Genomic DNA, 24,926 nt, shown 5'->3' on the forward strand with positions numbered 1-24,926 from the left:
ATTAAACCGCCTAAATTCATATGGGTGACTGGTGCATATTCACACCAATCGACGTCATTACTGGATGCATAGTCATATTTAAAGTGAGTTTAAATGATAAGAACACTTGGTTTTTGAATAAAAAGATCAAGAAAACACAGCTGCCTGCTTGACCGGAACTTTCTAATGGGTGACCCTAATCACTTACTTGCGTATAGCCCTGGTCAACGACAAGCTGGGCCGTTTCTAATTTGATTGCCGCAGAATACGTTGCGCGTTTTAATTTCGTCATTTTTTTCACCCAAATTTGTATGCTTATTAGCATAACATTTCTTTCTTAATGGGTGGCCAAAATCACTGTACCACTACAGGGCTAGCTAAACCGCACGATAATGATTAGTACATCCTGCGGCTAGCTTTTTCATCAGTTTACTCACTGAGTAATACACTTCTTGTTATGGTCTTTATAATAAGAAATCACCTTACTCTTAATCTCGTCTTTCTTTCCATTAGGGATGGGGGCGGCCGCACCTTCTGGTGAAGAGGTCCACTCAGACAGTGATTCAAGTTTTAGTATCCTGCCTGAGGAGAATAAGCCGGGCATAAAATCAACCCAGACAAGTAAAGTGTAATCTCCTTCAGTATATTCCAAGGTCTCCCTATCCTTCCAAGACAGAGTGCTTCCATCATCAAATTTTTTGGTTGATTTCATGTTCACCCTACCTTATTTGATTTGCTTTACGGGAATATTTCTAAATTCCAGAATAGGTTTTTCAATTTTACTCCAGATGTTCCCTTGTTTGGCGCCAACCTTTATTGCTGTACCTTTGGCGTTAGCGGCAAATGTTGCTGAAGCTGCCTTCCACATAAAGTAAGGTACGGGTTCGCCAATCTTATTCATAAGTGCTCCTATGGGAGTTTTCTCTAGGCTAGTACCCAGCTTTCCAGCCCTTTCTAGGTTACCAGCCCCCGACCAGAATACGGTCTTAGCTCCTCCATTTAATCCGGCAGCCCAGCCATAACCTAGGCCATTCACCGCACCGAAACCCATACCTCCGTAATATGATGCGGAGTCTTGGTCGACGGCTCCGTTTGTCCCCATCTGGGTTCGTATCAAGCTGGTCAAGCCGAAACTTAATGTATCACCCCATCCGGCGGCAAAATCTACAACCCCTTGAGGTAGCGGGTCTCCAAAGCTCCAAGAATCATCGGTGCTTCCGCTTTGTGGCAAGCTAAATCCAGCGGTTAGGTAATTGGATAAATCGAGATTCTGAGTGGCTTCATCAAACCCTGCATCACCAGTTCCAACTACATTGGTACTATTAGCCCCTTTATTGTTACTAGCTGGTGCCCCTATTTCTTTTGCAGGAGTTTGAGAAGCAACCTCAGTTTTTTGAATTGTATCACCACCATTGTTACTACCAATTTCACTTCCAGCTTGAACACATACGGAACATTCATCACCATACCCAAATGGGCCACAAAGAGCTTCCCCACTAACATCACATTGTGGTGAATACCCAGTAGGATCGGTTCCCGCTAATGGATTGTTTAATATATAAGAATATGGATTAATACCTTGACTATTTCCTGCTCCATGAATAAACGGATCAACCGACATAAAACGCCCAAGGTTATAATCGTACACCCGCCCGTTCATATGGATTAGCTCCACACTATCTAAATGCTCATGGTCAGTAAAGCCTCGATTCGTTTTTGCATCCGCCAAATCACTAAGTTTTGAATTGCCAAATGATTTTAAGCCACCACTGGCTAAACGTGGTTTGCCAAATGGGTCGTAGTTTCGCTCTACTTCTACTTGCCCGTTGTGGTCGGTAAATACCCGCGCACTGCCTAAGCGATCGCGGTGGGTATAGCGGATTGTAGCACCTTCATTTGTTGTTTGGCTTATAACGGCGATGTCGTCTATATAAGCCCGCCAGGTGGTTTTTGTGCCAGTAACTTCTTCTTCATATAATTTATCACTGTAAAAAGTAGTCACGCTGCCATTTACTTGTTTAAAGCGCATATGCTGCGGTCCATAGGTAAAATTGAGAGTTTTACCGTCTTTTACTATTTGTGTGGGTTTATCCATCGCGTTATAGCTGGCGCTTGTGAGCCCGTCACCTTGTGCCATGTTGCCTCGGGCGTCATAAGCAAAGGTTTTCCAGCTGCCGCTGCGATGAATTCGTTTAACTGCATTGGGCCCGCCTGTTGCGCCGTTTTCATAATCATACTGCGTTGCATAGTCTGATTTTGATAACAAATTACCCACCGCATCATAGCTATAGTTAATGGTGGTGATACCATTAACGGCATTACTCTCTAAACGGTGTAGTGCGTCATAATCATATGTTTCACTAAAGCTATGCTGATTGCCAATATTACCTGTCGTGATATCAACTGCTTTTAAATTACCAAAACCATCGTACGCGGAGTAATCGATGTTCATAATGTTGCTATTATTTTTAGCTATTGTTTTTAGGAGCATTTGCCCACTTTTGTTACTGTAAGCAGTATTTTCAGTGAGTCCATTACCTAGCGTATTTTGAGAGCCATTACCAAATATGTCGAATTCAGTTATATTTTTATACACATAACCACTAGCCGCATTTTTTACCTGCGTTTGATAGCCTACGTCATTGTAACTGTATTCAAGTGTGAGGTTGTTGGGGTAACGCAGCCCTTTTACACGGCCATAATTACTGTCGTAGAAGGTGGTTGTGGTATAGCTTTTACCACTGCCTGCAATGGTTTGACCGCTTGGGCGACCGCGACTGTCGTAAGTGTAGGTTTTGGTTACGCCATTGCCTACGGCTTGGTTTAATTGCCCAAAGCCATACGTTGCACCGTCATAGGTATACGTTAACGTATTTTCACCTGTGGCGGTGCGCCGCGTTACACGGCCTAATACGTCGGTGACATAAGTCAATGTTTTACTACCTACGCGTATTTCTCGCTGTAACTCTCCAAAGCCGTTGTACTCAAAATTAGTAACGCCTTGGTTAGGGTCATTCACCTGCGTCTTTTGGCCCAAGGCATTATAGGTTGCCACTATGTTGTTGCTGTTTGCATCTTGAATAACAATAGGTAAGCCTTGATTATTATAGCTGTAACGAGTAACACCATTATCAGCATCCACCGTTTGCATAAGCTGTTTAAGGCTATTGTAGGTACGCGACATATCCAAGGTGATGCCATAACAACTATCATAGACCTCAATATCTGTCTTAAGTCCACTGTAGCTGTAATTAGTAGTCATGTTACCGCAATGTTGATTGGTTACTTTTTCGATTACGCGGCCAAGTGCATCGTGTTCGGTGTATGACGTACCATAAACCGCACCTCCTTCTTTATAAGGCATAGATTCAAACGTTTTATAGCCAAGGCTGTTATAATTAACGTCACTAAACACCCAGTCACCATCGAAATTCTGCACAGCTGTACGTAATGTTCGTCCCTGCGCATCTTGATAGATTTTTTGCATAGGCTGCCCTGCTGAGACATTTACCACTTGCATTATTGCATTCGCTGGTGCTTGTTCGTCAGGTGTTTGCATTGCACTGTAACGGGCCGGACTGCCATCAGTCTGAATACTGTAAGGGCGGTTATAATCATCGTAACCAAAGTTTGTCACTTGATAGCTATTGCTACTAAGCTGCTGACGAGTTTGGGTTATCTGCCCTGTTGCAGGGTTTACTTCGGTGTAGCTAATATGCCCTTTAGCATTAGTTTGTTTATATGGAAAATAACCGTCAGTAGCTTCAACAGTTCCGTCTTTACTGTAGGTGGTTGAAGTTGTACGTGTTTGGTCAATCCAACTACCACTACTATTACGCACTTTTGTGGTTTGACTAACAGATAATGGAAGGCCGTAGGCATTATAGATAGTATCTATTTCACTCCCATAACCAGATGATGAGCCACCAAGTGTTGCTGTAGTTGTTATTGTTTGTGGCTGTCTACTACCATGGTAATTACTGTATTCACTTCTAATGCGCGTTTCTTGATCTAAGTCTGCATCCGTTATTGGGTCGTTTGTACTGCGCCCAGCTACACGAGCTTTAGTTTGTATTTTAGTATTAAGTTTATTTAACCACCAGTTACTTTCGTTACCCTCATACTCGCGTGTTTCACTTGTGGTATACGTACCCCAAGCGTCTTCAACTTGCGTAGATGATGCAGTTACATTGCCATATTGATCTAACCTAGTAATATTTTTCTCGATGCGTGTTAGATCTTGTTTAGTAACTAAATCTCGAGTAATTTGTGTAGTTTCAATTGGGTATAAATTATAAACGTCAGTTACACTGTGAGTTGAGTTCTCTTGCCACTCAGTATTTGAATAACTTACCGCATAGGTTTCATTATCACTAATACCTAGGTGCCCGCTTCCCCTTGTTGTATAATCATCTTCGGTAAATGTAGCTTGTCGCTTTAGCTTGCCTTGATACGGAAAAATTTGCTCAAAATCAGTTTGAGTGACTAAAGCACGATCTACATCTTTTTCTATAATTGATTTAAAACCCATAAAACCACGGCCTTGCCTGCTATAGACCGCTTCCCTATAAAAGTACTCTTTATGCTGCGCAATATCGGTGCCATCAAGATCTATAAAAGATGAAACAATAGGCATACTCGAAGTAAAATATATATACCCTTGAGCAATATCGCCGCTCAAATAACGCTCTGCTCTATTATCCGGAGTATCATAAAGCGATAAGTTATCTTCATGCATCGGCGTAGATAAATTTGCATACTCCCATGTTGACTCTCGCTTTAATCCGTCAGTAACCTTATGCAAAATTTCTGGTAGCTCATTGTTATCAGTTAGCTTATTTGTCTTAATAAAAAAACCATTAACGCCAGTTGAGCGAAGGTTACCTGACATACCTCCTTGCTCAAAGGAATAACCATTTATAGTGAAGTTGCCATTGGCAAAAGTAATATTTTTAAATGTTGAAAAAGAAAAATCTAAATAACCATCATTGTTATAGTCTGTAATTTCTAAAGGTCGGAACACCTCATTGCCATAAATAGAAGCACGCCCTATTGGGGCTTTAACTATATTTGCAAAGCTACGCCTAATTTCTGTACTGTTACTATTATTTTCAAAATCGATCATCGTCCAGTTAAAACGACGTAAATCAAGGTTGCTTAAGTCTATTTCTAATTTTTCGGCTGAGCTTTCTGTATTGCGATGCTCGTGCATTTGTATGTCATCGTTACAACTTTCTATATAATAATCACGCTGTACAATCCTTCCTAAAATATTGACGCAGTAATCATCTTCACTATTAGTTGCAACAAGTAATTCATCCTTTCCATCTGAGTCTAAATCTCCTACCTGAAGCCCGCCAAATTTCGCTTGAACACGATATTGCAACGAGTTATTTGTATATAAGAGGCTATTGATTTGCCATTCATGTATACCTATACCAGTTCCCAAGCTGCTAAGAGGCAAAAAACTATAATTACCATTATTGAGTTGCACTTGCCATTCATAGGTATTTCCAGCTTTTGCAGCTCTCACAAAATCTTTAAGCCCATCACCATTTAGGTCAGCAAATACAAACTGGTTGTAAAAGTTGTTAATAGGTAGACCTAACTCTTCAGAGAAGTATTCATTTAATTGAGCTTGCCCATTGATTATTTCTGTAAATGCAATTGAAATTTCTTTAATGCTATCATCGGCTTGATATGTAAGCATTAAATCAAGTAATCCATCACCATTCATATCATCCCAACTAGCTTGTTGAAATAAACTTTGACCTGTATTAAAACTTCTTTTGTTTAATTTATATAATTCACTAAAGCTATAAAAGTTAATTTGCCCTTCACCACGGCTCTTGTAATACCCAACATAGCTTTCATCATTATTAAAATAATTTGTTAAAACAATATCCTGCCAACCATCCCCATCGATATCGAAAATCCGTGCATTTGTTGATTGTATATTTTCATAACCGTGATTTAGTTGAAAGTTTGTAGTTACCTTTGTGGCGTTAAAATGATCATCATACTGTATATAAACTAAATAACTATTTTCAGAAGTTGTAAAATCAGCTATGCCATCATTATTAATGTCACCCTCTACAGCAGTGAAAATTAAGTGGCTTATATTATCCTCTAAGGTTTTTAAATAGGTGTAACTGTCATTTAGTAACGTATATACATCAACATCAATAGATGTACTTCCATTTCTAACAATCTTTAGCAACTCAGCTATACCATCACCATTTAAGTCTTTATAAATAACACGATTTTTTTGACTTAATTCACCTTTTGATGAAGAGTTCAGACCTCCAACATTAGAAAATACACTATCTGCAAGTGAGTCGATATTTACGCCCGCCCAATTCAGGGTCGGGTCAGACATGCTAAAGTGAGTTTTAGGAGTACAATGATATGAACCACTATAATCACATAACTCAATTGTTTTTAAATGGGAACGAGCTGTACTTTGGCTCTCGCCGTAACTTAACCCATACCTTTTCACTAAAGTATTTCCCATATATGTTTTAATACTATTGAGCAAAACTGTTGTGTAGCTTACCCCGCCATTTAAGTAGTTTAACGAAGTATCAGTTCTATCAGTAGAATAATTAAATTCAACTATCCTGTCGCCTTTATCCGTTCTGCTTTTACCAGAATAAAGAATTTTTTTCAGCATTAACTGACCTAGACCAAATTCGTCATACTCATAATGTATATAGTTTTTTTCCATAACATCATGTTGATACTCGAGTAACCAGGAATAAGCCGCCACTTTACTTCCATGTATTAGCCTCGAATTAGTCGTTTTACCAAAATAAGCAACTCGACCGTTTTTATATTCAACTCTGAACCACGTAGATGAGCCATTTAGTGAACCACTTTGTGTTACACGCACAAAGCTATCTATTTCAGTACGATATTCAGTCCCTGAGCTTCCATAGCTACCTGATGTATTAATTAAACGCTGACCATCCAAGCACAGCCTGTCATTACTATTATATTGTGGGTTTTGTATGAAGCCATCTTGTGCATATGTGGCTGCACACCTTGTAATGCTTGAGCTCGCAGATAGCGACCACCCCATTCCGGCAATACCATTACCACTGCGGGATGAATAATTAAGTGATACTTCAGGCTGCATGCCAGCTCTGCCCGGCGGTAATTGGATTGGAATATGATACGTTGAGGCGCCACCACTTACACCAGCTTGTCCCTCCAAGGTACCTATTAATTGGCTACTAGGAGCAACGGTGTCAATAAAGTTACTTGCATCATTTGGGGTCTGTGTAGTAAGTGTCGAGTGTGGGGTTAACAAAACAGTAAAGTCTTTGAATGTTATGTCACTGTCACTCCAATTTGATTTAACTGCTTTTGCACACACTCTTTTGCTCTGAGTTAAAGAAAAAACAGGAGCAGAAGACTGCCAGCCTGAATTAGTACAACTAGCATTAAGTGATATTAATTTATATTTTATAGTTGCGTTTTGATTGGAGGTTATCGTTATATTGTCGCCAGCTGTCACTTTATTTAAGTCAGGTTTAATAGATGGTTTATTTAATTTAAGTAAATAGTCTTTACTTACAGTGTCGCTACTTTTCCAACCAGCCTTTACTGTATATGCACACACTTTTTGGCTTGCTCTAAGAGTAATTGGTGACGAATAAGAATTTACAGAACCATTTGTACAACTACTCCCTCTAGAAACTAATTTATATTTAATAGATGCATTTTGTTGAGAATAAATTGAGACTTTGGCGCCATCAACTAATGGGGTTGTTACATTAATGATTGGAGGCTCTAATTGCAAAGTGTAACTTTTAGATTGTGCGTCACTATCTTTCCACCCGCTTTTATGAGCTTTAGCACATACATTAGCTGACGAAGAAAGCTTAAATGCATTTTTGTAAACCGTCCAACCATCACCATTTGAGCATGATGAACCTAAACCAATAGTTTTATAAAATATTGTTGCAGAAGGCTCAGAAGTAATTGAAACATAAGTGTTGTACCGAATAGTACTTGTCGACGGAGCAATAATTGGCTTAGGTAGTTTTTTTACTTCAGGAACTATTATGGGAGGGCTAACTAAATAATCACTGTACTTATTTTCGCCATTAATTTTTTTTACAGCTCGAACCCTAAATACGTGTTTGCTATATCCCGCTAATGAAAAGTAATAACTCTTGTAGCTTAACCCTTCTGCTACTACCCTAAAAGAACTATCATCCTCAGATACTTCGACCGAAAAAGTGGTTTCTGAATCGCAAAAACCGCTGCACGGAAGTGCTACTGCTGATGAACTACCACTACCATATAACAACCCTCCACCATCATCATAGCCTCCCCAACTCCAAGAAATTCTGATTGAACTCTCATCTTTTGTAAATGCGAAAGCTGTTGGAGCTTTTGGATTAATTGTTATTGGTTCTACTGGATAAAACATCCCCATAGAGCTTGCAGGAAAGCAAAAAACGCTTAGCAATATAGTAAAAAAAACAAGGGGTACAAGATTATTGTTGGGATAAAACGAGATTTTCACACTTTGTTCCTTAAAGTTTAACAGCCGACGCATATTAACAAAAAACAAACAAACATCAACATTTTAAACCTTAAAAGTTAACAGTTTACTGTAGTAGGCTATTTAAAAATAATTAGGAGTTAGGTGTATGGGATATAGACTTGTGTTTACAAGCTTAGTCAATGACTTACTTTTACTTAACACTTGCCACCAGCGGTGGCACTGCCATCCGCTTTAAAGTACTTTAGGCTTCACGGTTATATCAGCGTTACAGATATTTAAGTGTTACAAATAGCAAACTCTGCACAGGTTACTGTGCAGAGTTTTGTATTTTTATAGGCAGATAAATTTGTGCACTTAAGCCCCCTTCAGGTCGGTTTTCAAGTTTTACTTTGCCGTCGTGCATATCAACAATGCGCTTAATAATAGCAAGGCCTAGGCCACTGCCCTCACTGCCTCGCGCAGCATCACCTTGTTTAAACGGTTCAAATACCGACTCTAATTCACTTTCAGGGATACCTGGGCCATTATCGTTTACAGCAATGACCACGTATTTCTTATTGGAGTTATAATAACTAAGTACCTCTATATCGCCGTCAGAATAGCGAATAGCATTTTCAATCATGTTAGTTACAACACGCTTTATAGCCACGCTGCTGAGCGGAATACTCTCTATACTTGGGTTACTTTTAAAGGTAATAGAACGCTGATGCTTTAACTCACAATTAACGACTTCACCCACTAACGCGTTTATATCTTCACAACTGAGTTCTTCGCGTTTGTGGTGACGTAAATATTCAATAAATTGATCGATAATACCGTTCATATCTTCAATATCGTAAATAATCCCTTCGCGAAGATACTCGTCTTGGTCGCTCATCATCTCGGTTGCTAAACGAATGCGGGTAAGTGGTGTGCGTAAATCGTGAGATACACCCGCCATAAGTAAGCGGCGGTCGTTTTCAAGGGCAGCGATACCGCGCGACATTTGGTTAAACGCACGCGTTACTTCGATTACTTCGGTAGAGCCTTCTTCTTCTAGCTTGGTGCTAAAATCGCCTTTACCTACTTTTACTGCCGCTTGTTGCAGTGCTTTAAGCGGGCGGTTTAGGTGGCGTGCAAATAACCAACCACCTAGTACACTCAAAAAGCCAATACTTGATAAGTAAAACGTTAAAAATTCGAGGTTGTTTTCTTGATACCCTGAAAGCGGAATTTTAACCCAATAGCCAGGCGCTTGCGGGGCCTCTATCCAATAAACGAGTGGCCCAGTTTGCGTAATACGCACCCGCGCCGAGCCATTTAACTGCGCAGACATACTACGTGAAAGCATCGGGTACTCACGGGTTTGACCAAGCCCTTGGCGCATGGCTTCGCGCTGTGTCATAACATCAATACCGGTTATTTCAAAAAACTTTTCTGATAAGTCGTCGTTTATTTCTATACCGTCTTCCCAGTCAATAAAAACGGTTTTAACTTGCTTAGCAAGCATTAAGTTAACTTGCTCTATGGTGGGTTTTACAACATATAAACTAACTGTTACGTAAGATACAACTTGGTTTATAAGTAATAACGCCGCCACCAAAAATACAGTTTGCCCAAACGCACTACGTGGAAAAAATCCCATAAAAACTACTTTTCACCGTCAGGAACAAACACGTACCCTAATCCCCACACGGTTTGAATATAACGCGGATTAGCCGCATCTATTTCAATCATGCGGCGAAGGCGCGACACTTGCACATCAATACTGCGCTCTAGGGCACTGTAATCTCGGCCACGCGCTAAGTTCATGAGTTTATCGCGGCTAAGCGGCTCTCTTGGGTGTGATACAAGCGCTTTAAGTACGGCAAACTCGCCACTGGTTAGCGATATTGTTTTATCGCCTTCGCTCATTTCACGAGTGGCTAAATTAAGCGTAAATTTACCAAAGGCAATTAGGTTTTCTTCTGCGGCGGGCGCACCTGGCACTTCTTTAGCGCGGCGGCGTAATATGGCTTTAATGCGCGCAAGTAACTCACGAGGATTAAATGGCTTTGGAATGTAATCATCTGCGCCAAGCTCTAAACCAATGATACGGTCGACTTCGTCGCCCTTTGCGGTGAGCATAACAATAGGGATTTCGTTTTCTTTTTGGCGTAACCTACGGCAAATAGATAAGCCATCCTCTCCGGGAAGCATTAAGTCGAGCACCATTAAGTGAAAGTTTTCTCGCTCTAAAAGCCTATCCATTTGCTCTGAGTTTGCAGCGGTTCTTACAATAAAACCTTGCTCTACTAAATAACGCTCCAATAAGCTACGTAAGCGCATATCGTCGTCTACAACCAATACTTTTGTCGTTTCGTGTCCCATTACCTGTTTCTTATTTTTATATCCAATTAAGTATTAATATAAATGAAAAACCAAATAATCAAAAACTAATTACGGCCTTAGATTGTTACTGAACATTTCAAACAACAATAATGGCTGCTTTAAACACTTTAAGCTCGACAAATTTTTCTAAGTTTATTACCGTGCCCATCATTGAAGCTAATAATTAAAAGTCGATGAAAACAAATTTAATTACCCGTGAAGGCTATTTGCAACTACAACAAGAACACGACCACCTGTGGAATGTAAAACGCCCTGAAGTAACAAAAATAGTCAGCTGGGCAGCAAGCTTAGGCGATCGCTCTGAAAACGCCGACTATCAATATAATAAGCGACTGCTGCGCCAAATAGACCGACGCGTTCGTTATTTACGAAAGCGTATTCCCGATTTAAATATTATTGATTACTCACCCGTGCAAGACGGAAAAGTATTTTTTGGTGCGTGGGTCGAAATAGAAAATGAGCAAGGCGACATAAAAAAGTTCAGAATTGTCGGCCCAGACGAAATTTACGACCGAAAAGACTATATTTCTATCGACTCACCCATGGCCCGGGCACTGATTAAAAAACAAGTTGATGACGATTTTGTAGTAATGACCCCGCAGGGAAAAAAAGAATGGTACATAAACTCAATTGAGTATCAAAAAAAGGCTAAGTAGCATTTGATTCAGATCATATTAACTTTTGATTGTTTAAATTATGGCATTAGGCTATATATAAATAGCTCGCACATAATTTCAATGTGAGATTAGCAAAGGTTGTAATGGTTATGTCAAACGTAGTACAGCGCATATTTAGTAATGCCGTATTGTTTGCACTTTTTATGAGTGTGAGTTTGACTTTGCATGCCAGCAACCAACACACCACCCTAGAACACCCAACCGTTTTAAATAGTTTAATTGCCCTAGATATTCCCGATCAGGCAACCCCTGACTTTGACGAAGATTCATTTGTTGATGTCACTTCCCTTAAGGCAGCTCAACCACTCCCTAAAGGCGCTCACTCTTTTTACAAGAGTTCATCTTTTAGTAGACCGTTTAGCACTGCGTACCAACGTGGGCCCCCTGTTATTTAATTTAATTTATTACTTTCAATTTAATTAAATTTTTAACTAATAGGTGGATATTATGTCTAACTTTAAAGAATTACGTACCCAAAATGTTTCTCATGGGGTTATTGCAAAACCATTTGCTGACAATCAACCGTTAATCGATTTAGCCTCACCCGCTTTAAAAATGGTGAATAACTTTACGCAAAAAACACCTGTTCGAGCACATCACGAAACAACAATCGCTGATGCGCTTAAACAAACGAGCAGCCAGCAGTCTGACTTTGTATTGGTGATAGATGATGGCCACAAGCTAATAGGTATTGTTTCAAGTGCTGATTTACAAAGCGCTAAAATTACGATTATTGCTCAACGTTTAAATACACCACGAAATGAAGTAAGCCTTCGCCATATAATGACACCAATAAACCAGCTAATGGGTGTCAGCATGCAAAGCTTAAGTTATGCCTGTGTGGGCGATGCTTTGCAAACAATGGAGCATCAAGGGTCGATGTTTTTATTAGTCACAACAGCTAATAACGAAATATGTGGATTAATTTCAGCTCGCCAAATAGCTAAAACATTGCATATTCCGCTGCATATTAGCCCAATTGCCAACTCGTTTAGCGACGTACTAGAAAGCGTAGACCACCCTCATTAGAGGCTGTTTTATCGCTTAACTGTCTCAACCAAAGCAACCGTCTTAAAGCAAGTTAAATAGCTTGCTTTAAGAGCTTTTTATTACAACTTCATGTGATATTATTCAAGCAATTAGCCGACCCAGATATTTATTTCTGGTCTTATTTTTTGTTTAAAAAGGTTTTTGCATGAGCGATATCTCTGCACGTTTAGCCAGTGAGCTAAATGCACAACAACAACAAGTTGTTGCTGCAACAAAATTACTTGATGAAGGCGCAACAGTTCCCTTTATTGCACGCTACAGAAAAGAAGTCACCGGCGGTTTAGATGACACTCAATTACGCTTGCTAGAGCAGCGCTTATCTTACCTTCGAGAACTTGAAGAACGTCGTAGCTTTATTTTATCGACCATTGAATCTCAAAAAAAGCTCACCGCAGAGCTTAAAGCCGACATCACTAGCGCGCAAAGTAAAACAGAACTCGAAGATTTATATCTTCCCTATAAAGCAAAGCGCCGCACCAAAGGCCAAATAGCCATAGAAGCAGGCATAGAGCCCCTAGCCGATGCGTTATTTACCGACGCGAGTTTAAACCCTGAGCAACACGCTGAGCAGTACATTAATGCCGAAAATGGTTTTAATGACATAAAAGCCGTGCTTGATGGTGCTAAGTTTATTTTAATGGAGCGTTTTGCTGAAGATGCAAAATTACTCGCTAAATTAAGAAATCACATAAGCCAAAACGGTGCAATCCAAAGCACGGTAATTAAAGGTCAAGAACAAGCGGGCACTAAATATCGCGATTACTTTGATCATCAAGAGTTACTTACCAAAGTTCCTTCTCATCGTGCATTAGCCATGCTGCGAGCTCGCAACGAAGGCATACTTCAATTAAATGTGAACCCAGAGCCAAGCTCAGAAAACCCCGCTCAACTTTGTGCAAACATGATTGCACAGCACTACCGCTTAAATATTACCGACCAAACAGCAAGTGCTTGGCTTTTAAGCGTGGTGCAATGGGCGTGGAAAATTAAGCTAGGTTTACACTTAGAAAACGAGTTTTTTGCAGCCATGCGCGAAAAAGCAGAAGCAGGCGCTATTGATGTATTTGCTAAAAACTTAAAAGACTTACTAATGGCCGCACCTGCAGGTCCACGCACAACACTTGGACTTGATCCCGGTTTACGTACCGGTTGCAAAATTGCTGTTGTAGACAGCACAGGTAAACTGCTAACTACGCAAACTATTTTTCCTCATGCCCCGCAAAACCATTGGGATAAATCGCTGCGTACATTAGAGCAACTTTGCCGCCAACACAAAGTAGAACTGATTGCCATTGGTAACGGTACAGCGTCGCGCGAGTCAGATAAATTGGTTGCTGAGCTAATGAAAGCAAATACCGAGTTAAAACTAAATAAAATTATGGTGAGCGAAGCGGGTGCGTCGGTTTACTCGGCATCTGAATTTGCAGCTAACGAATTTCCTGACTTAGATGTGTCTTTACGTGGCGCGGTATCGATTGCACGTCGCTTACAAGACCCGCTTGCTGAGCTTGTTAAAATAGAGCCTAAATCAATTGGTGTAGGACAATATCAACACGATGTGTCACAAAGCCAACTGGGGCAAACACTCACCGCGGTTGTGGAAGACTGTGTAAACTCGGTAGGTGTTGATTTAAATATGGCGTCGGTTCCTTTACTTACACGCGTATCAGGATTAAACAAAACCTTAGCGCAAAACATTGTAAATTACCGCGATTCTAATGGGTCATTTTCAAAACGCAGCGAGCTGAAAAAGGTTGAACGTTTAGGGCCGAAAGCATTTGAACAAGCTGCTGGTTTTTTACGAATAAACAATGGCAACGACCCGCTTGATAACTCATCAGTTCACCCTGAAGCCTACCCTGTTGTTAAGCAAATTTGCGAAAAGAACAACGCAGAAGTAACCACGTTAATAGGTAACAGCGAATTTTTAAACAAGCTTGTTGCTAACGACTACACCAACGAAAAATTTGGTTTACCTACGGTTACCGATATTATTGCTGAACTTGATAAGCCGGGCCGCGATCCACGTCCAGAGTTTAAAACTGCTGAGTTTAAAGCGGGTGTAGAGAAAATAAGTGACCTAAAACCAGGCATGATTTTAGAAGGTGTTGTATCGAACGTTGCTAACTTTGGTGCATTTGTTGATGTGGGTGTTCACCAAGATGGTTTAGTACATATTTCGGCGATTACTAATAAGTTTATATCTGATCCTCGCGAAGTAGTTAAAGCGGGCGACATTGTAAAAGTTAAAGTAGTAGAGGTTGATGCCTCGCGTAAACGTATTAGCTTTACCATGCGTTTAAATGACGAAATAGACACCAGCAACAAACCAGCCCCGGCTGCACAAAAACAACAGCCGCGCACTAGCAACGCGCAACCAAAAGCAGCTAAGCCTAAACGCGATAGCGGTAATGCGGTTATGGGTAACGCGTTTGCCGATGCATTTGCGAATGCCAAAGTAAAAAAATAGCAGGCCATATAGCTTGTTTAGCTTTTAAGTAAAAACTGGAAAGCGCTACACGTTATAAAATAAAAAAACCGCGAAAGCGGTTTTTTTATTCAATTCAAATCAGTAAGCATTAAAAGTAATTTATTGAGGAGAGTATAATAGTCGGTGTTAAGGCTATTCGCTAAGAGATTGCTGAAAAACCACTTTGTGTGGATGGCGAAGTTGCCATTTGATAAAAATTAGCAATTCGTCCTGCGCGTGCTTCTACGTCTGCATCTCGTGTTTGCTGTTCACTTTCTGCCGTTTTAGTTTCTTGCGTTTCACTGCTTGTGAATGACGCTTTGCTGTTGTTTTCAGCGCTGTCGTCTTCATCATTTTGAGGCGCTGCAAGTTCAGCCTGAGCTGCTACCAGCTTTTGAGTTGCGTCTGCCGCTATTGATCGATCAGCACCCGAAGGCTCGGCAGGAGCTAGGGCTGCAGCTCTAACCGTTTGCATTTTTTCTATGGTTGCTTGGGGATCTCCTGGAATTTCAGCAACGTCAATTTGTACCTCGCCGCCCACTGCATAGTTAGTGCCGTCGGGGCCACGCTGGTATTCGTAACTTGGCGAACCTGCGTATTTACCACCTACAGAAGCATGCGCTTGTTCATGAATACGCACTTCAGTATCGCGCGCTTTTAGCTCTTTTATTTGCTGCTGCTCTTGCTCTAAAACTTGCTGTTCTTGTTCAGACTCTTGTTGCTGCGCTTTTTGCTCTTCAGAGCTCTCTGGGTTTTCGGCGTTTTCATCATCGCGTGCTTGAACGACTTTTTCGTCAGCTAACTTACCCGACGCGCTATATGTTGCACCTTCATTATTGCCCGGTAATTTAGCTTTTTCAGCATCGCTTTGCGCTTTGGTTTCGGTATTACTTGCGCTATTTGCAGACGGAGCAGGGATCACTTCCCGTAGTTGGTTGTCACGCCGAGCGGTTTCCGTATAAACATTGGCTGTGTTTATATTAATTGATGGAAATGGCGTGACAATATTCATTACATTACACTTTAATGTCGACTAACGTACCCAGTACGTCATCAGCTGTTTGAATTGTTTGCGCATTGGCTTTAGCGTTAAATTCTTCAACTTTTAGGTTAACAAGTGATTCGTCAATACGCGCAGGCTGAGCAACCGGTGCTGTTACAGCTTCATCCGGCGTTGCTGCGACTAACTGTCGCTGTTGTGCAAGTTGCGCATCGTCTTGCTGTTCTATACTGGCACGGTTAATTTCTGCGCTGGCCTTTTCAATACCTTGGCTTGCACGGTTAAACCCTTCAACACCATTATTAAATACAGATCCGATTGACATGGTAAACCTCCACCACTTAAATATTGTTTAATTATCGCTCAGTTTATGCGCAAAATAAAGCTTTACTAGGCACAATGACCGTTGCATTTTTAAAGCATTGATTTAACGATAGATAAAAACTCACCTTTGTGAGAAATAAACGGAGCATGAGATGCTTTATCTATTACTTGGTATTCAAACTCAGCATTTAGTACTGACATTGTAGCTATTGCTTTATACGGCACTAATGCATCTAAGCGACCAAATATACCCATAATTTTTACCGGACACGTTGCAAATAAATCGCGTAAATCGTCATTTTGTAAAATATCTAAACCGGCGGCTAACGCCTCATTATTGGGTGCTGAATATTGGTTTAGCAATTGTTTAAGCTGTTTTATGTCGTCTCTGGCCGACTCACTTCCCATAGCCTGGATAGCCAAAAAGCGTTCAATGGTTTTTTCTCTATGATTAACCAATTGGTCTTTAAACTGAGTTAGTACTTTTTCACTAATTCCTGGCCATTCGTCCTGCTCTGCAAAATAAGGCGTAGATGCCACTAAAATAACCTTAGACACTTTTTCAGGCCAATGCTTTGCAATGTATAAAGCAAACAAACCACCTAAAGACCACCCCATTAAAATAGAATCAGGTTTTAAATGTTGGCTTAATTGCATAGCGGCATCATGCAAATTATACGGGGTTGGTAATGTGGTTGCGCTATTGCCAAACCCTGGTAAATCAAGGCTACGCACTACGCCTGTATATACGTTTTCAAGCTCTGGCAGTATAAGCTGCCAAACGCCTTTATTCATTCCCCAACCATGTAAAAGTACTAACTCTTTTTGCATATTTGCATAATCTTAACCAAACTTAGGCTCATAATAACGTTTAAAAAGATGATTGCAATGCAGGGCACTATCTCATGAAAGGTCTGTTTAATTGGCTATTTCCATCCTACTGCGTACAATGCAAAAGCCCTGTATGCGCTGATCTGGGTTTATGTGGTTATTGCTTAGAAGATTTAGCATTAATAGATGTAACCAAACACCCAAATTTACTTCATCGCCCTGATATTGTTGATATGTTTCCTAACTGCGAATTTGAAAGGTTATTTGCTTGCGCTTTTTACCGCCCTCCATTTGAACAGTGGTTAACTCAACTTAAATTTAGTAACCAAATACATTACAAAAAAACACTTCAACAAATTGTACAAAAGCAGCTCGATGCGTTTTTTACATGTAGTACGCAATCCCCTGATTTATTTATAATTTTACCTTTGCACAAAAGCCGCTTTTTAAAGCGAGGTTTTAATCAAGTAAGCCAAGTATGGCACCCTTGTTTACGCTCTCGCGTTGTTTTAAGTAATGCGCTTATTCGCAATAAAAAAACCCATGCACAATCGCAACTCACTAAAGCAAAGCGTATTAAAAATCTGACTAATGCATTTATATGTACTGAAGACATGAGTGGCAAAACAGTTGCTATTGTTGATGATATTATGACAACCGGCGCAACATTAAATGCCGCAACTCAGGCTTTAAAAAAGGCAGGCGCCAAACAGGTGTGGGCATTTACAACCTGTTTAACGCCAATTTAGTTAATTTATTTTACTGCCCACTCGCGCGGAATGTATGGCCAAAAAACAGTGCATTACTGAGTAATCGGCTTGTACCATACCAGTAACCTCTAAATACAGGGTTGTCGGTCATAGCAATAACACTGCCGCGTCCGTACGAATGTGCTATTAAACCAGCGCCTTCAGCTACTTGCTCTACATTTACAGAGTCTGTAAAGCCTGCTAATAACGGGCGTTTTGTATAAGTAAGTACATTAACAAATGGGGCTTCTGACGCTTCCAGTAACCATGTACTGTTTTTAAATACCGGTAAGGTGTCGCGCGTCAGTGAGAAGGTCATTGGGTGCGTTAAATCCACGCTAGTATTAAAAATAGCCCCAGCAATACGCTGACGCCCCGCTAGATGATCTTTATCGCCATAGCTGAGGCCTTCAGTTTTGAAAGCGCCGGCTAAATCCTGTCGCGATAAATAATTTGCTTTAAGTAATTGCTGGTCGACTAAAAATTTAGCACCGCCTTTATGACCCCAAATAACCCCGCCTTTTCTTACCCAGCTTTTAATCGCTACTTTTTCTGCATCGGTTAAGCTAGTGTAATTACCGTGGGCCAACACAATGTGACTATAATCACTGAGCTCAAGCGAGCTTAAACGCGTCATTTCAACAATCGTAGGGGCAATACCTACAAACCTATCTAGGTAATACCACACTTCACCTACTTCGTACTGGCTAGTGCCTTGGCCGCCAACCAGTAAAACCTTAGGTGCTTTAACAACTGCCATAGAGCGTGAACCCAAATCAGCACCTTTACTCGTTAAACCTGTTGTAATAGGTTTTATGGCAATGCCAAATTCACTTTGTGCAGTGTTTAACAAAGCAATCCAGTTTTGCTGTGTTTGCAAACCAGCCGGAATAATAATACTACCTGGTTCAAAATTTATGTCGCCCGCGCTCGATTTAGCCGTTAAGGCACTCAGTGCTACTCGTGCTTTTATACCTTGCTTTAATAATGTATTTAACATTTTAGGCGCTAAGTAGTCGTCCCATGCAAAACCAAACGCGTACGCAGACTCTAAACTTGCTAAGGGTGCTTTAGGTTCGCTACTCCAAGGCGTGTCTGCAACGCCTAGCCCCCAGTTACTTTTTACTTTTGCAAAAGGTAGATTAAATGCGTGCGCTAATGTCCAGCCAGATACATCGTAAAATGTATTATCTGCAAAGTTTTTCTGCTCGCTAAATATCGCTTTAACTAAACGATATTGAGACTGCGCTAAAGGCACATAATAGCTGTTGGTAGTAAAGTTTATGCCACCTGCTTTTAACGGTTTAGTAAGCTCAAATGCCTCTATTTTATGTTGTTTTAATAGCGCTAAAAAGTCGGTAATGCGGGTGCTGTCTTTTGCACCTTCAACCACGTAACCTGCAAAGTTTTCGTCACCTGCAAGCTCTGTTGCTTGATTATAAAATTTAGCTTGATAGTCAAGCAACGCTTGGCGATTTTCAACCGCCGCTTTAAAGGTAGATAAGCTCGTTAATAGCTGGTTTTTTATCGTAAATGGAAACGTTAAAGGGCCATTAATGGTCTCTTGTATATGGCCACGAGAGCTTGCTTGCTCAAACAAAATACCAATCCCCCCGTTTACATCTGGGTAAGTTGAACCTTTTCCATAGTAAAAATCGTCAAAGCTTTCTTCTGTAAAATACAGTGCATTATTTTCATCCAATGTTTTGGCATGATAATTAGCAATTGCTTTGGTTAATGTTACGTTTTCAACTGGCGTAATTGGGTGCTTTCTGCTTGGAATGCCCGGCTGAAAAAAGTAGCTGCTATTTGGGCCCATTTCATGAAAATCGGTAAGTACGTTTGGTTTCCACTGATGAAATTTAGCAATACGCGCACGCGATTCAGGGTGCTGTAGTAATAGCCAATCTCGGTTTAAGTCAAACCAATAATGATTAGTGCGGCTGCTTGGCCAGTTTTCGGTATGCTCGCGAGTTTTTGGATCTGACGACAAATTCATGCCGCGGTTGCTGTTTGCCCAATTTGCAAAACGTGCAAGTCCGTCGGGGTTTAGTGATGGGTCGAGTAAAATAACCGTGTTATTTAATAAATTGTTTATTTCATCACCTTGTGCTGCAGCTAGGTAATAAGCCGTTAAGAGCGATGCATTACTACCCGATGACTCGTTACCATGCACGCTGTAACCCATCCACACAACTGCAGGTTCATCTTTTGCTTTTTTGCTGTTATTACCTAAGCGAGCCAAGTGCGCTTGGCGTATTTGCTCTATTTGAGTTAACTTATTTGGCGCTGTAACCGTTAGCATTACCAGTGGTCGTTGCTCATGTGTGCGGCCAATTATCTCAAAGTTTATTCTATCGCTCTTTTGAGCAAGTACTTCCATGTAGCGTACGAGCTGGTCGTGCCTTACATGCCACTCACCAACTTGATAACCTAATACCTCTTCTGGTGTAGGGATAGTTGGATCGAATACAACATCGTCTTCAAAATAGTACGAAAGCGGTTTTGCTACACTTGAAAAGCTCAGCATTACCACCATTATTGTTATTAATAAACGCATATAGATCACTCTAAAAATGTTTGTTAATTGCACGCTAGCATTGCTTAAAATAGATGCCAACTTTTTACGCTCAACACTAGCCGCAACACGATGAGCGGAGTATGATATGCAGTATCCGAGTAATTTAGTCAGGTATAAAGCCGTTTTTTATGATTTCTATTTCCGAAACAGCACAAGCACATTTTGCTAAACTATTAGCAGATCAATCACAACAGACCAATATTCGCGTTTTTGTTGTAAACCCTGGTACATCACAAGCCGAGTGTGGTGTTTCTTATTGCCCAGAAGACGCCGTTGAAGACAGCGATATTCGCTTAAACTTTAATGGGTTTGATGCCGTTGTTGATGCTGAAAGTGCTCCTTTTTTAGAAGAAGCTGAAATTGATTTTGTTACCGACAAAATGGGAACTCAGCTAACACTTAAAGCACCTAATGCAAAAGCACGTAAAATTGGTGATGATGCATCATTAAACGAACGTGTTCAGCACATGCTTGAAACAGAAGTTAACCCGCAACTAGCTAATCACGGCGGCCAAGTAAGCCTAGTAGAAATTACAGCTGCTGGCGTTGCAGTGCTTCAGTTTGGTGGCGGTTGTAATGGGTGTTCTATGATTGATGTAACGTTAAAAGAAGGCATCGAGAAAGAAATGATTGCTAAGTTTGACGAGATCACAGGTGTTGCAGATATTACTGATCACGAAGCTGGCGACCATTCTTACTATTAAGCCTAGTAAATGCTAAAGCCTCTCATATACCGCTTAGGGAGCAACCCTAAGCTAAGTTTAAAGCGGTTTTTTCGCGGCATAGCACTGTTTGTGCTAGCCGTGATTTTTATTTTTGCGGGTTACTATAGCCATTATAGTTTGCAAATTATTGGTGTTTTAATTTTAATACCTGCGCTATTTTTTGCTTTTTGGGGCTACAGTGGCATTTTTGCCAATCGCTTTTCGCAAGTAATTAAAGACATAGGGCCAAAATATCACGATCCAGATCTATGGAAATAAACCTTAATCTAGCAGTTGATTATTAGCCTTAAGTTTTTGATATTTAATTATTAATGTAACTCCACGCATTAGCATAAAACAGCTCATCGCAAGCCATAGCCCATTATTTTGCCAATCAATAAATACCCAAAACACACCAAAAAAACCAACAGCTGCCGAAAGCAACATACTATTTCGCATATCCTTAGCACGGGTTAAACCAACAAATACACCATCAAATAAAAAACAGCTCATAGCTAATAATGGCAAAGCAATTACCCACGGTAAATATTGCGTGGCCTCATTAATAACCTCAGGTACATTGGTCAGTAGCGTAATTATATGTGCACCAAACACAGCAAAAAACAAGCTATAAACCACGCCAAACAACATTCCCCAAAATACACTTATTTTTACCCACAGTTGTATTTTACTTACACTCTGCTGACCTTTAGCTTGGCCTACTTTAGCCTCACTTGCGTAAGCTATGCCATCTAACGCAAAACTAACTAACATCAAAAAATTTAGTAACACGGCATTCGCTGCAAGGGTTGTTTCGCCTATACGCGCACCATAAAAAGTCATAAAGCTAAAACACAACTGAAGTATTAAAGACCGAATAAAAATGTCGCGATTTAAACTCAATAACCCTGCCATTTTTTTGAAGCTAAACCAGTGCGGAGTACTTAAAGCTACACCTTGTTTTTTTGCCAGTTTAGTCACTAAAAACAGCGCAAATACGAGCGCAGTATAATCAGCGATTAACGATGCCCATGCAGCGCCTGCAACAGCCCAATCTAAAAAAACAACAAAATAAATATCGAGCACAATGTTTACACTATTTGTCACCAACAATAGGTAAAAAGGTCCTCGTCCATAATGGACGCCTAGCATCCAACCTAATAAAACTAAATTACATAATGCCGCTGGCGCGCTAAAAATTCGAATACTAAAATAAGTGTAGGCTTCGCTTAGCACCGCATTATTCGCGTCTGATAAAAACGCTATGGCGTGCTTTATTAAAGGAGACATAGCAATAAGAAATAATGCCACAATGCTGGCAAGTAATAGGCTTCGCTTGAGTAAAGCCGCTAGCTGGGTTAAGTCATTTTGGCCATAGGCTTGTGCAACCATGCCGGTCGTGCTCATTCTTAAGAAACCCGCGAGCCAAAATAAAATGGATATAACGGCTGAGCCTAGCGCAATACCAGCCAAATAATGTGCGCTGCCTAAATGGCCAATAACCGCGGTATCAACTATTCCTAACAGTGGCACGGTGATATTTGATAATATCATTGGTCCTGCTAACAACAGCAAGCTTTTATGGTGTGCTTTATTATGTATAAGAAATTGTTTCATTTGGTATTATTTACTCTTATTGGGTTATCTTTACGTGCTCATGCTGGTGTTATTTTACAGTACCACCATGTAAGTGAAACCCTTCCGGCGGTTACCAGTGTGAGCGAAGAAACGTTTACAGAGCATCTAAACTATTTAAAAAATAATGATTTTAATGTTATTGCCTTAAATGAACTACTTGATGCTTTAAAGCAAGGCCATACCTTACCTGATAAAACCGTCGCCATCACGTTTGATGATGGTTACAATAATAATTATGATCAAGCTGCTCCAATATTAGAAAAGTTTGGCTACCCTTATACAATTTTTGTTAACCCTAAACTAATAGACGAAGGTAAACGCTATGTGATGGGGTGGGATAAACTGAAAGAGCTGAGCAAAAAAGGCGCACTTATAAGTAACCACACCGCACAGCATGACTATTTACATGTAAAACTTGACGGTGAAACTAATGCGCAATGGAAAGAGCGTATAACTCAAGATATTGTTAATTCACAACAACGTATAAAAGATGAAATAGGCCACGACTTTAAGTATTTAGCCTACCCCTACGGAGAGTTTGATAACGAGTTACAAGCTTTAGTGACAGAGCTTGGCTATATAGGCATTGGCCAGCATTCAGGTGCACTAAGCAAACACGCTAACTTTAGTCGCTTACCCCGCTTTCCTGCATCTGGCGTTTACAGTGACATAAAAACACTGGCAACCAAATTAAATTCTCAGGCATTTAATATCACTCAATTAAGCTACGGTAATAGCGTAACAAAGCAAAACCCGCCTGCGTTAACTATTTCGTTTAAAGTGGAGGATTTTAAAAAAGCTCAACTGGCTTGTTATGTTTCAGGTATTGGTAAAGCTAATTTAGACTGGTTAACTGATACAACAGTAGAAGTAACCTCTCCTAAAACACTTAACAAAGGCCGTTCACGCTTTAATTGTACAGCGCCTTCAATTAAAAAACCGAATAGCTATTATTGGTTTTCTCAGCCTTGGGTTATTCAATAAATTTAAGCCTATACTTACTTAGTTATAACTGCATGGCTTAACAACTTCTCAGCCATTTTATCAAGTGCAGCCACTTCATTGGCTGCATTTATATCAATTGCAGCTTTTGGCATCCCCCACACAACTGACGAGTATTCATCTTGTGCTAATGTGTATGCGCCGTTTTGCTTAAGTGCTAATAGCCCTTTAGCCCCATCAGCGCCCATACCTGTAAGTATTGTTGCAACCACATTTTTTGCCCCACAATGTACGAGCGAATCAAATAATACGTCGACTGCCGGCTTATGCCGATTTACAGGCTCGCTATCATCGAGTTGGCAATAAAGAGCAGCCCCACGTTTTTGTATACTTAAATGAAGCCCACCAGGGGCAATATAAGCCCAACCAGAACTAAGCTTGTCACCATGCTGCGCCTCTTTCACGTTAATTAAACATGTTCTATCCATACGCTCGGCAAACGAGGCACTAAACACGGGGGGAATATGCTGAGTAATAACAATAGGCGGGCAATTAACGGGCATTTTTATTAGTACTTCTTTTATTGCCTCGGTGCCGCCGGTAGATGCCCCTATAGCAATCACTTTATTTAATAAAAACTTAGTATCCGTAAGTATGGGCTTAGTATCGGGTGGCGCTTTTTTAAAGCTTCGTATCCGTGCACCTGCCGCAATTCTCACCTTTTGCTGAACGAGTGACGCGTAGTGATTCATTTGCGCTCTTACATTACTAGTCGGTTTAGCAATAAAATCAACAGCACCTAGCTCTAATGCCTCTAATGTTATAGGCGATCCTTTTTGCGTGAGCGTAGAAATCATAACAACAGGCATAGGCCTTAGGCGCATTAGGTTTTTTAAAAAGCTAATCCCATCCATTTTTGGCATTTCTACGTCTAAGGTAAGTACATCGGGATTAAGTTTTTTTATCATTTCGCGTGCTTGGTATGGATCTTCTGCACAACCAACAACATTAATATCGCTGGCTTGTTGCAGTATCTCTGTAAGCAACCCTCTAATTAAAGGGGAGTCATCGATTATTAATACATTTATCATAG

Annotated in this window: 18 protein-coding genes; 8 read left to right on the forward strand and 10 right to left on the reverse strand. The window is 40.5% G+C overall.

Going from position 1 to position 24,926, the window contains the following annotated elements; translation table 11 throughout:
• Positions 1-412 precede the first annotated feature (412 nt).
• From AC27I2_RS16375 to ompR, 4 genes are all read right to left on the reverse strand, one after another.
• A complete protein-coding gene (locus AC27I2_RS16375; protein ID WP_487204889.1) occupies positions 413-691 on the reverse strand; it encodes a hypothetical protein in 279 nt (92 codons plus the stop codon).
• Between the two features lie 12 nt (positions 692-703).
• Positions 704-8,515 carry a SpvB/TcaC N-terminal domain-containing protein gene (locus AC27I2_RS16380; protein WP_487204890.1) on the reverse strand — a complete coding sequence of 2,604 codons (7,812 nt, stop codon included), beginning with the start codon at positions 8,513-8,515 and terminating at the stop codon, positions 704-706.
• Positions 8,516-8,804: 289 nt separating this feature from the next.
• Positions 8,805-10,121 carry a two-component system sensor histidine kinase EnvZ gene (gene envZ, locus AC27I2_RS16385; RefSeq protein ID WP_006793807.1) on the reverse strand — a complete coding sequence of 439 codons (1,317 nt, stop codon included), beginning with the start codon at positions 10,119-10,121 and terminating at the stop codon, positions 8,805-8,807.
• 5 nt (positions 10,122-10,126) lie between these two features.
• Complete coding sequence (gene ompR, locus AC27I2_RS16390; RefSeq protein ID WP_006793806.1) at positions 10,127-10,846, reverse strand: osmolarity response regulator transcription factor OmpR; 720 nt, start codon at positions 10,844-10,846, stop codon at positions 10,127-10,129.
• A 194-nt stretch (positions 10,847-11,040) separates the two neighbouring features.
• Between ompR and greB the strand changes: the two genes are divergently transcribed.
• From greB to AC27I2_RS16410, 4 genes are all read left to right on the forward strand, one after another.
• Positions 11,041-11,523: a transcription elongation factor GreB gene (gene greB, locus AC27I2_RS16395; protein ID WP_138527375.1), complete on the forward strand. Its 483-nt coding sequence runs from the start codon at positions 11,041-11,043 to the stop codon at positions 11,521-11,523.
• 110 nt (positions 11,524-11,633) lie between these two features.
• Positions 11,634-11,939 (forward strand): hypothetical protein, encoded by a 306-nt coding sequence (locus AC27I2_RS16400; RefSeq protein WP_487204891.1) that lies wholly within the window; start codon positions 11,634-11,636, stop codon positions 11,937-11,939.
• A 52-nt stretch (positions 11,940-11,991) separates the two neighbouring features.
• Positions 11,992-12,573 (forward strand): CBS domain-containing protein, encoded by a 582-nt coding sequence (locus tag AC27I2_RS16405; protein ID WP_487204892.1) that lies wholly within the window; start codon positions 11,992-11,994, stop codon positions 12,571-12,573.
• A gap of 166 nt (positions 12,574-12,739) precedes the next feature.
• Complete coding sequence (locus AC27I2_RS16410; protein WP_487204893.1) at positions 12,740-15,064, forward strand: Tex family protein; 2,325 nt, start codon at positions 12,740-12,742, stop codon at positions 15,062-15,064.
• A 160-nt stretch (positions 15,065-15,224) separates the two neighbouring features.
• Here the strand turns inward: AC27I2_RS16410 and AC27I2_RS16415 are convergent, their stop codons facing one another.
• The 3 genes from AC27I2_RS16415 to bioH all read right to left on the reverse strand — a co-directional run bounded on the left by AC27I2_RS16415 (position 15,225) and on the right by bioH (position 17,219).
• Positions 15,225-16,076 (reverse strand): putative metalloprotease CJM1_0395 family protein, encoded by an 852-nt coding sequence (locus tag AC27I2_RS16415; protein WP_487204894.1) that lies wholly within the window; start codon positions 16,074-16,076, stop codon positions 15,225-15,227.
• Positions 16,077-16,080: 4 nt separating this feature from the next.
• Positions 16,081-16,389, reverse strand: coding sequence for a hypothetical protein (locus tag AC27I2_RS16420; protein ID WP_006793799.1), 309 nt, complete (start codon positions 16,387-16,389; stop codon positions 16,081-16,083).
• Between the two features lie 89 nt (positions 16,390-16,478).
• Complete coding sequence (gene bioH / locus AC27I2_RS16425) at positions 16,479-17,219, reverse strand: pimeloyl-ACP methyl ester esterase BioH (RefSeq protein WP_487204895.1); 741 nt, start codon at positions 17,217-17,219, stop codon at positions 16,479-16,481.
• Between the two features lie 74 nt (positions 17,220-17,293).
• Between bioH and AC27I2_RS16430 the strand changes: the two genes are divergently transcribed.
• Positions 17,294-17,968, forward strand: a complete 675-nt coding sequence (locus AC27I2_RS16430; protein WP_058403609.1) for a ComF family protein — start codon at positions 17,294-17,296, stop codon at positions 17,966-17,968.
• Positions 17,969-17,978: 10 nt separating this feature from the next.
• Here AC27I2_RS16430 and AC27I2_RS16435 read toward each other — a convergent pair whose 3' ends face one another.
• The gene (locus AC27I2_RS16435; protein WP_487204896.1) at positions 17,979-20,528 is read right to left on the reverse strand and encodes a M14 family metallopeptidase; all 2,550 of its coding nucleotides are present in this window, start codon (positions 20,526-20,528) and stop codon (positions 17,979-17,981) included.
• Positions 20,529-20,677: 149 nt separating this feature from the next.
• Here AC27I2_RS16435 and nfuA point away from each other — a divergent pair, with 149 nt between their 5' ends.
• Together nfuA and AC27I2_RS16445 are read left to right on the forward strand one after the other, a co-directional pair.
• The gene (gene nfuA / locus AC27I2_RS16440) at positions 20,678-21,253 is read left to right on the forward strand and encodes a Fe-S biogenesis protein NfuA (RefSeq protein WP_058403610.1); all 576 of its coding nucleotides are present in this window, start codon (positions 20,678-20,680) and stop codon (positions 21,251-21,253) included.
• 9 nt (positions 21,254-21,262) lie between these two features.
• A complete protein-coding gene (locus AC27I2_RS16445) occupies positions 21,263-21,532 on the forward strand; it encodes a hypothetical protein (protein ID WP_058403611.1) in 270 nt (89 codons plus the stop codon).
• 3 nt (positions 21,533-21,535) lie between these two features.
• On the opposite strand, the gene AC27I2_RS16450 is transcribed toward AC27I2_RS16445, so the two are convergent.
• On the reverse strand, positions 21,536-22,807 hold the full coding sequence (locus AC27I2_RS16450) for an MATE family efflux transporter (RefSeq protein WP_138527382.1): 1,272 nt from the start codon (positions 22,805-22,807) through the stop codon (positions 21,536-21,538).
• Between the two features lie 42 nt (positions 22,808-22,849).
• Between AC27I2_RS16450 and AC27I2_RS16455 the strand changes: the two genes are divergently transcribed.
• On the forward strand, positions 22,850-23,875 hold the full coding sequence (locus tag AC27I2_RS16455; RefSeq protein WP_487204897.1) for a polysaccharide deacetylase family protein: 1,026 nt from the start codon (positions 22,850-22,852) through the stop codon (positions 23,873-23,875).
• Positions 23,876-23,889: 14 nt separating this feature from the next.
• On the opposite strand, the gene AC27I2_RS16460 is transcribed toward AC27I2_RS16455, so the two are convergent.
• A complete protein-coding gene (locus AC27I2_RS16460) occupies positions 23,890-24,924 on the reverse strand; it encodes a protein-glutamate methylesterase/protein-glutamine glutaminase (RefSeq protein WP_487204898.1) in 1,035 nt (344 codons plus the stop codon).
• Positions 24,925-24,926: the final 2 nt, after the last annotated feature.

The sequence above is a fragment of the Pseudoalteromonas sp. NH0006-46 genome, from assembly GCF_057547735.1.